Genomic DNA, 13,304 nt, shown 5'->3' with positions numbered 1-13,304 from the left:
CATCCGACATTCCGTCTGGATAATTTTGAGCTATTAAATTTTGTACAAAAAAAGCAAAAATCAGAAGATAAAATCTTAGAAAAGTGGAACTCATAGTTTAGTTTTTAATATAAATTTTGAAATAAAAGAAAATTAATCTTTCGGTGGAACGGGATCATAACCTTCTTTTCCCCAAGGATGGCAACGAGAAATTCTTTTCAAACCCAACCACAAACCTTTGAATATACCATGTATTTGCAAAGATTCTACCATGTATTGAGAGCAAGTAGGTTGGTATCTACAATTTTTTGGTAACCAAGGCGAAATAGCATATTGATAAAATTTTATAAAAATTACCAAAGGAAAAGTTATTATTTTATTTATGCTTCTATTCAAAACATTGCAAAAATAGGATAATAATTGGTAAATTTGAAGTTAGTTTTTTTAATTTATATAAATTTTAACATTGATTTCTAATATTCCACTTGCAGAGCAGCTTCGTCCAAAAAATTTAGACGAAGTTTTGGGGCAAGAACATCTCACCGGAAAAACCGGACCTATTCGCAAAATGTTGCTAAACAATACATTAAGTTCAATCATTTTTTGGGGACCACCTGGAACGGGCAAAACTACATTGGCAGAAATAATTTCTGAAAAATCTGGTAGAGAATTTTATAAATTGTCTGCGGTTTCCTCAGGTGTGAAGGATGTGCGTGAAGTTATAGATAAAGCAAAAAATAGTAATTTATTTTCGGGAAAATCACCCATTCTCTTTATAGATGAAATTCATCGTTTCAATAAATCTCAACAAGATTCCTTACTTCATGCTGTAGAAAAAGGTTGGATAGTATTAATTGGTGCCACTACAGAAAACCCAAGTTTTGAAGTCGTTTCTGCCTTGCTATCTCGGTCTCAAGTGTATGTTTTGCAATCCTTGACTTTAGAAAAATTAGAAGAATTAATAACTATAACTGTAAAAAAATATAATAATTTCCATTCTAAAAATTTTTCTTTTGAAACCACAAATGCTTTAGTAAAAAATTCTGGTGGAGACGCTAGGAAATTGATCAATGCAGTGGAATTGGTTTTAAATCAATATTTGGATCAAGAAGAGAAGACGATTAATGATGCAGATGTGTTATCTATTTTACAAGAAAATATCGCACTGTATGACAAAGATGGAGAGCAACATTATGATATTATTTCAGCTTTTATTAAATCAATTCGTGGTTCAGATCCAAATGCCGCAGTATATTGGTTGGCGAGAATGCTGAGTGGAGGAGAAGACGTAAAATTTATTGCGAGAAGATTGTTAATTTTGGCTGCGGAAGATATTGGTCTTGCAAATCCAACAGCGTTGACTTTGGCAAACACTTGTTTCCAAGCAGTAAATGTAATTGGAAATCCAGAATCTCGAATCATTCTTAGCGAATGTGCCGTTTATCTAGCGGTTTCTCCAAAAAGCAATTCTGCATACCTTGCAATTGATGAAGCAATTGCCTTTGTGAAGAAGACTGGAAATCTTCCAGTTCCGCTTCATTTGAGAAACGCTCCTACCAAATTAATGAAAGAAATGAATTATGGTAAAGATTATGCCTATGCTCACTCTTATGAAGGCAATTTTGTAAATATAGAATTCTTGCCAGAAGAAATTTCTGGTACAAAATTTTATAATCCTTCCGATAATTCTACAGAAAATAAAATTGCTGCAGAATTATCTAAGAAATGGAAAGGAAAATATTAAATTAAGATTTTGGTGTAGAAGAGATGTTCAAAACCTTTTTGCCGTCGATCGTTTTTACTTGAATATCTTGCATTACATCACCATATATAATAACGCTGGTGTTTGTAATTTTCATTCCATCGTACATAACGGGATTATTTGCATCCAAATTATTTTGAAGATTCATATCTGCAAGAGAAATCTTATCATAATAATCATCTTTCAAAACGATAGTAATTACGCTTTTTTTAGAAAAATCAGAAATATTACTTAACTCTTGTGGTAATTTTGCATTATCTACAAAAGTTTTTTGAGATTTTACATTTTTAGCATTTGCTTTCATGAAAGTAGAGCTAGCCAAAATTCCATTTGCAGTTACAACTGCTGTAGCTTTTTGAGCAGAAAGCGTAAAAGATGCGGCTATAAATAAAGAAAATAATACTTTTTTCATAATTGTTTCATTGTATCTAACAAAAGTAGGTAAAATAATTTAAATTATAAATCCTTATTTATCACTTTTACTAAAAGTAATTTAATTTTTTGTATCTTTATAAGGTATTTTTATAATGCTCTAAGATAGTATCATTTACTCCCAATTTTCTTCGATCAACTCCAGGAGAAATTTGGGGCATTTTATCACCTTATTTTTTTCTGCCTCTAAGAAAAATAAAGTAGTAGAAGCAATAGAAATTTTTTCACCTTTTTCATTGTAAATTTCGTATTCAAATTTTATTTTTGCACCAGGAATTTCTTTAATAAAAGTATGAATTTCTAGAACTTCATCGTAAATGCCTGGCTTGATATATTTTATCTGAAAATCTAAAACGGGAAGCCAAATTCCACGGTCTTCAATTTCGGAATATGATATACCCAAACTGCGAAATAATTCTACACGAGCAACTTCCAAATAGGTAGCGTAATTGCCGTAATAGATGTATTTCATAGAGTCTGTCTCTACGTAACGTACTCTTAATGAGTGAATTGTGTGTATCATTGTGGATGTTTTTTATATCATACAAATATATTTTTTAATAATCAAGAGTGCAAACATTTTTTTTTAACTTTAAAAATTGGCACCTTTGTAGACCGTAAAATACATAGAAAAGAAAGAAAAATTGCAGTAGAATAATGAACGAAAATTTAGCCTTGGTTTGGGAAAATTGCCTCCACTTTATGAGGGATAATCTTAATGCCGCAGAAGACCATTCCGACCTAAAAAAACTAGAAAATTCTTTCGATTTATTGTTTGATAAAGTAGAACCTATATCTTTGATTGACAACAATCTTACATTAATGGTTCCCAGTGATTTTTACAAGGAATATATAGAAGATAACTATCTTTCTTTACTTTCCGCTGCTCTGAAAAAATATTTAGGTAAAGGTGTGAAATTGTGGTATTCTGTAATGGAAAATAAAGCAATTGGTAAAACGCAACCTATTACGGTAAACATGAAGGGGAAATCTATTGCAACCCCAAAAATGCAAGAATCCGTTCCACCAAAATTTGCGGGTAATATTGTAAATCCTTTCGTGCTCCCAGGAATAAAAAAGGTAAATATTGATTCTAATCTAAAAGCAGATTTTTCTTTTGATAATTATATAGAAGGCGAAAGTAATAAATTTGCATCTACTGTTGCAAAATCTATTGCAAAAAGACCTGGTGCAACTGCTTTCAATCCATTATTTCTTCATGGTGGATATGGTGTAGGAAAAACGCATCTTAGCCATGCAGTTGGCTTGGAAGTTAAAAATTTATTTCCAGATAAAATTGTTGTTTATCTTTCTTCAGAAAAATTTATTCAACAATTTGTAGCAGCTGCAAGAGCGAAAAATCAAACAGAATTTGCGAATTTTTACCAAATGGTAGATGTTCTTATAATAGATGATATCCAGTTTCTTTCTGGCAAAGCGGCAACACAAGATAGTTTTTTCCATATTTTTGACTATTTACATCAAAACGGTAAACAAATAATTCTTACATCAGATAGAGCACCAGTTCATGTGATGGATATTCAAGAAAGAATTGTCTCTCGTTTTAAGTGGGGATTAACCGCAGAAATAAAAGCTCCAGATTTTGATACAAGAAAGAAAATTATTGTAGATAAATTGGATAGAGATGGCATTCAATTAACGGACGATATGCTAGAATATCTAGCAACAGAAGTCAATAGCAGCGTAAGAGATTTAATAGGAGTTATTAATTCTGTGATTGCTTATTCTACAGTTTACAAAACGGATCTTTCTTTAGAATTATTAAAAGAAACCATTAGTAAAATTGCTTCTACCAAGAAAAAAATTATCAATATTCCGTATATTCAAGATGTAGTTTGCGAGTATTTTGGGATTAAACTAGATCAATTACTAAGCAAAACAAGAAAAAGAGAAATCGCACTGCCAAGACAATTAGCTATGTATTTTTCTAAAGAATATACCAACTCTACTTTTGCAAAAATTGGAGAAGAAATGGGTGGTAAAGATCATTCAACAGTAATGTATGCTTGCGAAACTATTAAAGATGTTTCCAAAATAGACAAAGAAATAAAGAAATTTGTAAAAGATTTAAACGAAAAAATTAAACAATAAATTTCAATTTTTTAACTAAAAATTTTGAAATAGGGATTAAATATTTAATCCCTATTTTTATTTTTAATATATCAATCATCAGCTATCAAATATCAATTATGAAAATATTAATGGTTTGCCTTGGCAATATTTGCAGAAGCCCTTTAGCGGAAGGAATTTTAAAATCTAAATTAAATTCTAAATTTTCTATAGATTCTGCCGGAACTTTAGATTTTCACCAAGGAAATAAACCAGATAAACGTTCTATTTCTGTCGCTTTACGGCATGATGTAGATATTTCTCAACAGAAATCTAGACCAATCCAATCAGACGATTTTGAAATATTTGATAAAATATATTGCATGGATAAAAATAATGTTGAAGACGTTTTGAAACTTGCAAAAACAGCAGAACAAAAGGCAAAGATTTCTTTAATTTTGGAAAACGATCAAGAAGTTCCAGATCCATATTATGGAAATGAAGAAGATTTTGAAAATGTTTATCAAATGTTAGATATTGCTTGCGATAGAATTGCCATTGAATTATTAAAATAAATTTAATTATTTTTAAAAGATTTACCTTTATACTTTCACCTTTTTACCTTATTAATATGTTGTATTTACTCCCCGCTTATCTTTCCGAAAATTCACCAAAATCTGCCTTTGCTCCAGAAATTTCTGAAATTATTTTAAATGTAGATCATTATATCGTTGAAAATGAAAAGACAGCGCGCAAAATGATTAAATTTTATTGTCCAGAAAAAAAACAACCAGAATTAAAATTATTTTTATTAAATAAAAATTCTACCAATGCAGATTTGAAAGAAATTTTTGGCTTAATGAAATCTGGAACTGATGTTGGTTTACTTTCTGAAGCAGGCTTGCCTTGTATAGCAGATCCTGGAAATATTGCTGTAAAATGGTGTCACGAAAATTCAATAAAAGTTATTCCTATTAATGGTCCAAGTTCTATCATTTTAGCATTAATTAGTAGTGGTTTTAATGGTCAGCAATTCACGTTTCATGGATATTTACCAATTGATAAATCTGAGAAAAGGAAAAAATTATTAGAATTAGAAAAATTGGTGGAAAAAACGGGTTACACTCAAGTTTTTATGGAAACTCCCTATAGAAATATGCCCATGATTGAAGATTTGTGCAGTTCTATTTCTGGGAATACCTTATTATGCATCGCTGCAAATATAAATGATCCAAATTCTGAATTTATTAAAACTAAAAAAATATTAGATTGGAAAAAAAACATACCCGAGTTACATAAAGTTCCAGCAATTTTTTTGATAGGAAAATAAAAAATCTTGTAAAATGTTGAACACATATTTATTGTAACTTCGTAATTATTAATTTAAAAATAAAATATTATGAGCGACAAGAAATTAGCAGGAATTTGGATGGATACAGAACATGCAACGGTAGTGAAAAATCATGATATAGAAACTGCAGGCGCATTTTTTATTTGCAGTCCAGTAGAAAGAGATGTGCAAGGATGGAATTCTAGCGAGAAAAATGCAAATAATGTAGAGCAAACCAATATTGCGAAATACTTCAAACAATTGGAGCATTTATTAACCAATACTCAAGAAGTTTATATTACTGGAACTGGTACTATTCAAGAACAATTTAGAAATCATTTGGCAGAAACGGCACAATTTAAAAATTTAAAAGTGACTTTAGCAACAGATCAAAAAATGAGTGATGATGCATTTTTGAAAGAAGTAAAAGATCATTTTAACGCTTAGTATTTTAATACAAACAAAAAAATCCGAAATTTGTAATTTCGGATTTTTTTATGTTTAAAATTTTAAATGAAAAGGTTATTTTTAAAATCGACTATTCAAAAAGAAAATCGCTATCCAATCTCAATACCATTCTCAACCTTCACTTCTGGCGTCACAAAAACCAATTTTCCATCTGCATTATTCGTTAAAAGCAACATTCCTTGAGATTCTATTCCACGTATTTTTCTCGGAGCCAAATTTGCCAAAAGCATCACTTGTTTTCCTACGCATTCTTCTGGAGTAAAACTTTCTGCAACACCAGAAACTACGGTTCTTACATCAATTCCAGAATCTACAGAAAATTTCAACAATTTATCTGCTTTTTCTACTTTTTCTGCAGTTAAAATAGTGGCAGTTCTTAGATCAATTTTAGTAAAATCGTCAAATTGTATTTCGTCTTTCATAGGATTTGCATTTGGGTTTGTTTTTTTATTTGATGATTTTGTGTTTTCTAATTTTTGAAATTGAAATTCTATCGTCTCGTCTTCAATTTTGGAAAATAATAATTCTGAAGGATTGATTTGATGTCCTGTTTTAATTAAGATCTTCTCATTTTTAAGATCGCTCCAATTTAATTGAGAAACATTAAACATTTTCTGTAATTTTTCTGCGCTGAAAGGCAAGAATGGTTCGCAAATTTGCGCTAAACCAACTGCAATTTGTACTGCAATAAATAGTGAATTAGCTGCTTTTTCAGGATTTTCTTTTATGGTTTTCCAAGGTTCTTCTATTTGCAAAAACTGGTTTCCAAAACGTGCCAAATTCATCATGGAAGTCAAAGCATTTCTAAATTCAAAATTTTCTAGGAAATTTTCAACTTCAGTTATTGCTTTTGTAATTTCATTCAGTTCTTCGGCATTTTCATTTCCAGCAGGAATTATTCCATCATAATATTTATGAATTAAAACCGCAACTCTATTAATAAAATTTCCAAAAATTCCAACCAATTCCGAATTATTTTTTGTCTGAAAATCTTTCCACGTAAAATTGTTGTCCTTTGTTTCTGGTGCAGAAGAAAGTAGAGAATATCTCAAAACATCTTGTTGTCCCGGAAATTCTTCAATATATTCATGTGCCCAAACTGCCCAATTCCTAGAAGTTGAAATTTTTTCGTTTTCTAGATTTAAAAATTCAAAAGCAGGAACATTCGTTGGCATTTTATATTCACCATGCGCTTTCATCATCGCAGGAAAAATAATACAATGGAAAACGATATTGTCTTTTCCAATGAAATGTATTAATTCAGAATCATCACTCTGCCAATAATCTTTCCAATTTTTACCATTTTTATCTGCCCATTCTTGGGTGAAAGAAATATAACCAATCGGTGCATCAAACCAGACATAAAGTACTTTTCCCTCGGCATTTGGAAGCGGAACGGGAACACCCCAATTCAAATCTCTCGTCATTGCTCGTGGTTTCAAACCTTCTGTAATCCAAGATTTCACTTGTCCGTAAACATTTGGTTTCCAATCATTTTTATGTCCCTCAATTATCCACTCGTTCAAAAAATCTTCATATTCATTCAAAGGTAAATACCAGTTGTTGGTCTCCTTCAAAATGGGAATATTTCCACTTAACATAGATTTTGGGTTGATCAATTCTGAGGGAGAAAGTGTAGTTCCGCACTTTTCGCATTGATCTCCGTAAGCATTTTCATTCCCACAATTTGGGCAAGTTCCTACAATATATCTATCTGCCAAAAATTCTTTGGCCTCTTCATCATAATATTGCTCAGAAGATTCTTCTAAAAATTTGTCTTTATTGTATAATGTTTTAAAAAAATCCTGACTAACTTCCTTATGTTTTGCAGAAGTGGTTCTGGAATACTCATCAAAAGAAATTCCTAAATCTGCGAAAGATTTTTTAATAACTGTATGGTATTGATCTACAATATCTTGAGGAGAAACGCCTTCTTTTTTTGCACGAATGGTAATAGGAATTCCATGTTCATCGCTTCCACAAATAAAGGCAACATCTTTTCCCAATCTTCTATTAAATCTTGCATAAACATCTGCCGGAATATAAACACCCGCTAAATGCCCAATATGAACGGGTCCGTTTGCATATGGCAAAGCTGCCGTAATCATCTTTCTATCTGACATATTTTCTATCTAAATTTTTGCAAAGATAAGGTAATTTAAGATTTTAAAAGAATTGATAGGATAGCAAATAACCGCTGTTTTAATATAATAGAAAATTCAAATTGCTATAATTGATAATCTTCTGATATTAATACGTTTTTATTCAAAATATAGGAATATTTTTGTGTAATAAAATTTTAAAAAATGTCGTTCACTTTACACAAATCTGAGGAAAGAGGTCATCAAAATCACGGTTGGCTAATCGCAAATCACAGTTTTTCTTTTGCTAGCTATCAAAATACTAAAAGAATGCACTTTGGCGTTTTGCGGGTTTTAAATGATGATTTTGTAGAAAAAGGAATGGGATTTGGCACACATCCACATTCTAATATGGAAATTATCACCATTCCGCTTTCTGGTGAGTTGCAGCACAAAGATTCTATGGGGAATTTTGGCAGCATCAAAAAAGGAGAAATTCAAGTAATGAGTGCTGGAAGTGGCGTAGAACATTCTGAATTTAATGGTTCTTTAGAAGATCCCGTTACTATGCTACAAATCTGGATTATCCCAAATAAGATGGAGGTCGAGCCAAGATATGATCAGATTTCAATCAATCAAAGTCCAAACGAATTGCATCAAATTCTATCCCCAAATCCAGATGATGCTGGAAGTTGGATTCATCAAGATGCCTGGTTTCATCTAGGAAATTTCAATAAAACAAGTGTTGTAAACTATGATGTTAAGAAAAATGGAAATGGTATTTTTGTATTTGTAATTAATGGATCTGTCGAAATTGAAAGTCAGGTTTTAAATAAAAGAGATGCTTTAGCAATTACCAATGTAGAAAATTTTGAAATGAAAATATCAGAAAATTCCGAAATATTAATCATGGATATCCCGATGATTTTACCAAAATTAAACTAAAAATAAATTATAATAAATAAATTAAAATATGAAAATACTCGCATTTGCCGGAAGCATTTCTTCAGATTCTATCAATCATCAATTTGTAACCTACGTTACGACACTATTTCCAAATCAGGAGATAGAAATTTTAGATTTAAACGATTATCAGATGGAAATGTTCAGTTCTGATAAAGAAAAAGAGATTGGAGTGCATCCAGTTGCCAAAAAATTTGCAGAAAAAATCGACGAATCCAACGCAATTTTTATATCGCTTGCAGAATATAATAGTTCTTATGCAGGAGGTTTTAAAAATACTTTTGATTGGCTTTCTAGAGTAAAAGACAGAAAACATTTTGGGGAGAAACCAATGTTTTTACTTTCTACTGCACCTGGACCAGGAGGTGGAAAAAATGTTTCCGCAGAATTTATGAGAAGAGCGCCGTTTTCTGGAGCAAACATCATAGCAGATTTTTCGCTTCCGAAATGGAAAGAAAATTTTGAAGCAGGAAAAGGTATTACAAATGAAGAATTGAATCACGATTTTATGAAAAAAATAGAAATTGTAAAGGAATCTCTGGGTATCTCAAATTAAAATCTCTATTTTTGCAGAACTAAAATTTTTAAAGTGAAAATGCAGAAATTACATTTATCAAAAGATAAATTCCAAGAACTTGGAGATGTAATCGACGCTGAAAAATAAATAAAAAGCCGACGGTCAGAATGATTGTCGGCTTTTTTATTGTAAAACTATTAAACATAAAAATAAACTATTTTACCTTTTGAGATTTTTAAAATATTGAAGAATTGGTAAACTGTTACACTAATATATTGTTAAATTAAATTATGAGCAACACCTACAAATCTGCCGGAGTCGATAAAGAAGAAGGTTACAAAACCGTAGACAAAATAAAAACTGCAGTTGCAGAAACACATAATAAAAACGTCCTAAAAAATTTAGGAAGTTTCGGCGCTTTTTATGAATTAGGAAAATACAATAATCCAGTTTTAGTTTCTGGAACTGATGGAGTTGGAACAAAATTGAAAATAGCATTAGACACGAAAAAGTACGATTCTATCGGGATCGATTGTTTCGCGATGTGTGCAAACGACATTCTTTGTCACGGTGCAAAACCACTATTTTTTCTAGATTATATTGCTTGTGGAAAATTGGATGCAGATGTTGCCGCAGAAATAGTTTTGGGCATGGTAAATGCTTGTAAAGACAACGAATGTGCTTTGGTAGGCGGAGAAACGGCAGAAATGCCCGGAATGTATCAACCAGGAGATTACGATGTTGCCGGATTTTGTGTAGGAATTGTAGAAAAAGAAGACATTATAGATGGTTCCAAAATAAAAGTTGGCGATCAAATAATCGCTTTGCCAAGTTCCGGTTTTCATAGCAATGGATTTTCTTTGGTAAGAAAAATTTTCCCAGATTTTAATGAAGAATTTGAAGGAAAACCAATCCACGAAACACTTTTAGTTCCAACAAAATTGTATTATCAAGACGTTTTTAAAATCATTAAAGACGTAGAAGTTGCTGGAATTGCACATATAACTGGAGGTGGAATTATCGAAAATATCCCAAGAATCATCCCGGAAAATTTATCTGCGCAAATAGAAATTTCTAAAATTAAAATTCCAAGCATTATGTTGGAATGCGAAAAACGCGGAAACATAGAAAGAATGGAAATGTTCGGTACCTTCAATATGGGAGTTGGAATGGTAGTAGTAGTTGATCCAAGTAATGTTTCTTCTGTTTTAAATTTAATTCCAGATGCTTACGAAATTGGAACAATAACTGAAAATTCTGAGAAAATTGTTTTAATTAAATAATGTAGCAATCTAAAAATGTAGCAATGTAACAATGTAAAATGTTGATAATTAAATTTATAATTTTAAATTATTGCTAAACTGGTAAATTGTTAAACTGGTACATTTTCAAATTGGTAAACTGTTAGATTAATACATTGTTAAATTATTTTTTATGAAAAATATTACCATACTAATTTCTGGATCTGGTACAAATCTTCAAAGAATTATTGATGCTACAAAAAGTAGTGAAATAGAAAATGCAAAAATCAATTTGGTTATTGCAGATCGGCCATGTTTTGGTTTGGAAAGAGCTGAAAAAGAAGGAATTGAAAATATTTTAATAAAAAGAGGAAAAGATTTTTCTGAAAATTTAGAAAATCAAATTCCAGAAAATACAGATTTCATTATTCTTGCCGGATTTCTATCCATTTTGACCAAAGAATTTTGCAATAAATATGAAGGAAAGATTATCAATATTCACCCTTCACTTTTACCAAAATTTGGTGGAAAAGGAATGTGGGGGCATCATGTTCACCAAGCAGTTTTGGATGCAAACGAAAAAGAAAGTGGAGCTACCGTACATTTTGTTACGCATGGAATTGACGAAGGCGAAATTATTTTGCAAAAATCTTTTCCAATAGATGAAGGCGATACCGTAGAAATTTTGCAGAAAAAAGTTCATGTAGTTGAGAAAGAAATATTTCCAAAAGCAATTAACTTAGTTTTAAATAAAGTCTAAACATCCAGCCACGAAGTGGCGAAATCAAAAGCAAAGGGTAATGCCCTTTGAAAAATAATAAAAATCCCGAAGCGATTAAATTATAGTAACCATAGGTGAAAACCTATGGAAAAATGAAAACATAATCAAAAAAATCCCGAAGGGATGAAATTATTATATGAAAAAAAGAGCCCTAATTTCCGTTTCCGATAAATCTAATCTCACAGATGTTGCAAAATTTTTAGAAACAAATAATTACGAATTAATTTCCACCGGCGGAACATTCAAACATCTAAAAGAAGCTGGTTTAAGCCCAATTCAGATTGATGAAGTAACCGATTTTCCAGAAATGTTAGACGGAAGAGTAAAAACCTTACACCCAAAAATTCATGGTGGACTTTTAGCTGTAAGAGATAACGAAAACCACATGAAAACCGTTCAAGAATATGAAATTGGTTTGATTGATATGGTAATCGTCAACTTATATCCTTTTTTTGAAAACGTAAATAAAGAAATAAATTTAGCCGAAAAAGTAGAATTTATAGATATTGGCGGACCATCAATGTTGCGTTCTGGTGCGAAAAATTTCCAAAGTGTAACCGTTCTTACCGATATTTCAGATTATGAATTGGTTCAAAATGAAATAACAGAAAACGGAGAAACTTCAATAGAAACAAGAAAAAAATTAGCCGGAAAAGTCTTCAATCTTACTTCAGCTTATGATGCTGCAATTTCTGCCATGCTTTTGGAAGAAGAATATCCACAATATTTGAATGCTTCCTACAAAAAAGTTTCAGACTTGCGATATGGAGAAAATCCACATCAAACAGCAGCGTATTACGTTTCAACTTTCGAAAATGGCGCGATGAAAGATTTTGAAATTTTGGGAGGTAAAGAATTGTCTTTCAATAATTTAAGAGATTTAGATTTATGCTGGAAAGTAGTTCATGAATTTCATGAAGAAATGGTTTGCTGCGCAGTAAAACATTCTACACCTTGCGGAGTTGCAACAGGAACAACTGCCATAGAAACCTACAAAAAAGCCTTCGAATGCGATCCAATGTCCATCTTTGGCGGCATAGTTGGGATGAATTTTACTGTAGATGCAGAAACTGCAAAAGAGCTCAACAATACTTTTCTAGAAATTGTAGCCGCTACAGATTTTACAGAAGAAGCCTTGGAAATTTTAAGAAAAAAGAAAAATTTAAGAATTTTAAAAATTAAAAATCCAGTTTCAGATTCCAAAACTTTGGTAAAAATAGATGGTGGATTATTGGTACAAAGCACAGATCAGCAATTTTCAGCGGAAATAGAATGTGTAACCGAAATAGAACCAACAGAAGCGCAAAGAAAATCATTATTATTTTCGCAAAGAGTTTGTAAATATGTGAAATCCAATGCAATAGTAGTTTCCAACGGAACGCAAGCCTTGGGAATTGGTGGTGGACAAGTGAATAGAATTTGGGCAACAGAGCAAGCTATTTCTCGTGCAAAAGAAAAATTTGATGGAGAACTAGTATTGGCTTCAGATGCGTTTTTTCCGTTCAGAGATGTGGTAGATTATTGTGCAGAGCAAGGTATTTCCGCAATTATTCAACCAGGAGGTAGCATGAAAGATCAAGATTCTATAGATGCTGCAAACGAGCACAAAATTCCGATGTTGTTCACAAAAATGCGTCACTTTTTTCATTAAAAAAAAGACCAATTAAGGATTGAAAATTG

At 31.4% G+C, this 13,304-nt stretch carries 14 protein-coding genes; 10 read left to right on the top strand and 4 right to left on the bottom strand.

Annotation, left to right across the window (positions count from 1 at the left end; genetic code table 11):
* Positions 1–132: 132 nt before the first annotated feature.
* On the bottom strand, positions 133–375 hold the full coding sequence (gene yidD / locus HNQ03_RS04485; RefSeq protein ID WP_173778469.1) for a membrane protein insertion efficiency factor YidD: 243 nt from the start codon (positions 373–375) through the stop codon (positions 133–135).
* 70 nt (positions 376–445) lie between these two features.
* On the opposite strand from yidD, the gene HNQ03_RS04480 reads away from it, so the two are divergent.
* Positions 446–1,723, top strand: a complete 1,278-nt coding sequence (locus HNQ03_RS04480; RefSeq protein ID WP_173778468.1) for a replication-associated recombination protein A — start codon at positions 446–448, stop codon at positions 1,721–1,723.
* 1 nt (position 1,724) lies between these two features.
* Here HNQ03_RS04480 and HNQ03_RS04475 read toward each other — a convergent pair whose 3' ends face one another.
* Positions 1,725–2,153 carry a hypothetical protein gene (locus tag HNQ03_RS04475; protein ID WP_173778467.1) on the bottom strand — a complete coding sequence of 143 codons (429 nt, stop codon included), beginning with the start codon at positions 2,151–2,153 and terminating at the stop codon, positions 1,725–1,727.
* 135 nt (positions 2,154–2,288) lie between these two features.
* A complete protein-coding gene (locus HNQ03_RS04470; protein ID WP_173778466.1) occupies positions 2,289–2,696 on the bottom strand; it encodes an acyl-CoA thioesterase in 408 nt (135 codons plus the stop codon).
* A gap of 134 nt (positions 2,697–2,830) precedes the next feature.
* Here HNQ03_RS04470 and dnaA point away from each other — a divergent pair, with 134 nt between their 5' ends.
* The 4 genes from dnaA to HNQ03_RS04450 all read left to right on the top strand — a co-directional run bounded on the left by dnaA (position 2,831) and on the right by HNQ03_RS04450 (position 6,020).
* A complete protein-coding gene (gene dnaA, locus HNQ03_RS04465) occupies positions 2,831–4,285 on the top strand; it encodes a chromosomal replication initiator protein DnaA (RefSeq protein ID WP_173778465.1) in 1,455 nt (484 codons plus the stop codon).
* A 98-nt stretch (positions 4,286–4,383) separates the two neighbouring features.
* Positions 4,384–4,818: a low molecular weight protein-tyrosine-phosphatase gene (locus HNQ03_RS04460; protein WP_173778464.1), complete on the top strand. Its 435-nt coding sequence runs from the start codon at positions 4,384–4,386 to the stop codon at positions 4,816–4,818.
* Positions 4,819–4,874: 56 nt separating this feature from the next.
* Positions 4,875–5,573 (top strand): SAM-dependent methyltransferase, encoded by a 699-nt coding sequence (locus HNQ03_RS04455; RefSeq protein ID WP_173778463.1) that lies wholly within the window; start codon positions 4,875–4,877, stop codon positions 5,571–5,573.
* Positions 5,574–5,642: 69 nt separating this feature from the next.
* Positions 5,643–6,020, top strand: a complete 378-nt coding sequence (locus HNQ03_RS04450) for a hypothetical protein (RefSeq protein ID WP_173778462.1) — start codon at positions 5,643–5,645, stop codon at positions 6,018–6,020.
* A 110-nt stretch (positions 6,021–6,130) separates the two neighbouring features.
* Here the strand turns inward: HNQ03_RS04450 and metG are convergent, their stop codons facing one another.
* Positions 6,131–8,164: a methionine--tRNA ligase gene (metG, locus tag HNQ03_RS04445; RefSeq protein WP_173778461.1), complete on the bottom strand. Its 2,034-nt coding sequence runs from the start codon at positions 8,162–8,164 to the stop codon at positions 6,131–6,133.
* Positions 8,165–8,347: 183 nt separating this feature from the next.
* Between metG and HNQ03_RS04440 the strand changes: the two genes are divergently transcribed.
* The 5 genes from HNQ03_RS04440 to purH all read left to right on the top strand — a co-directional run bounded on the left by HNQ03_RS04440 (position 8,348) and on the right by purH (position 13,275).
* Positions 8,348–9,067 carry a pirin family protein gene (locus tag HNQ03_RS04440; RefSeq protein WP_173778460.1) on the top strand — a complete coding sequence of 240 codons (720 nt, stop codon included), beginning with the start codon at positions 8,348–8,350 and terminating at the stop codon, positions 9,065–9,067.
* Positions 9,068–9,095: 28 nt separating this feature from the next.
* Positions 9,096–9,641, top strand: coding sequence for an NADPH-dependent FMN reductase (locus tag HNQ03_RS04435; protein ID WP_173778459.1), 546 nt, complete (start codon positions 9,096–9,098; stop codon positions 9,639–9,641).
* A gap of 251 nt (positions 9,642–9,892) precedes the next feature.
* A complete protein-coding gene (gene purM / locus HNQ03_RS04430; RefSeq protein WP_173778458.1) occupies positions 9,893–10,885 on the top strand; it encodes a phosphoribosylformylglycinamidine cyclo-ligase in 993 nt (330 codons plus the stop codon).
* Positions 10,886–11,036: 151 nt separating this feature from the next.
* Positions 11,037–11,603 carry a phosphoribosylglycinamide formyltransferase gene (gene purN / locus HNQ03_RS04425; RefSeq protein WP_173778457.1) on the top strand — a complete coding sequence of 189 codons (567 nt, stop codon included), beginning with the start codon at positions 11,037–11,039 and terminating at the stop codon, positions 11,601–11,603.
* 157 nt (positions 11,604–11,760) lie between these two features.
* The gene (purH, locus tag HNQ03_RS04420; RefSeq protein WP_173778456.1) at positions 11,761–13,275 is read left to right on the top strand and encodes a bifunctional phosphoribosylaminoimidazolecarboxamide formyltransferase/IMP cyclohydrolase; all 1,515 of its coding nucleotides are present in this window, start codon (positions 11,761–11,763) and stop codon (positions 13,273–13,275) included.
* Positions 13,276–13,304: the final 29 nt, after the last annotated feature.

The organism is Frigoriflavimonas asaccharolytica (genome assembly GCF_013294015.1).
Classification (GTDB): Bacteria; Bacteroidota; Bacteroidia; order Flavobacteriales; family Weeksellaceae; genus Frigoriflavimonas; species Frigoriflavimonas asaccharolytica.
Note: the sequence above shows the minus strand (reverse complement) of the source record. Positions and strands in the feature narration are given on the sequence as shown.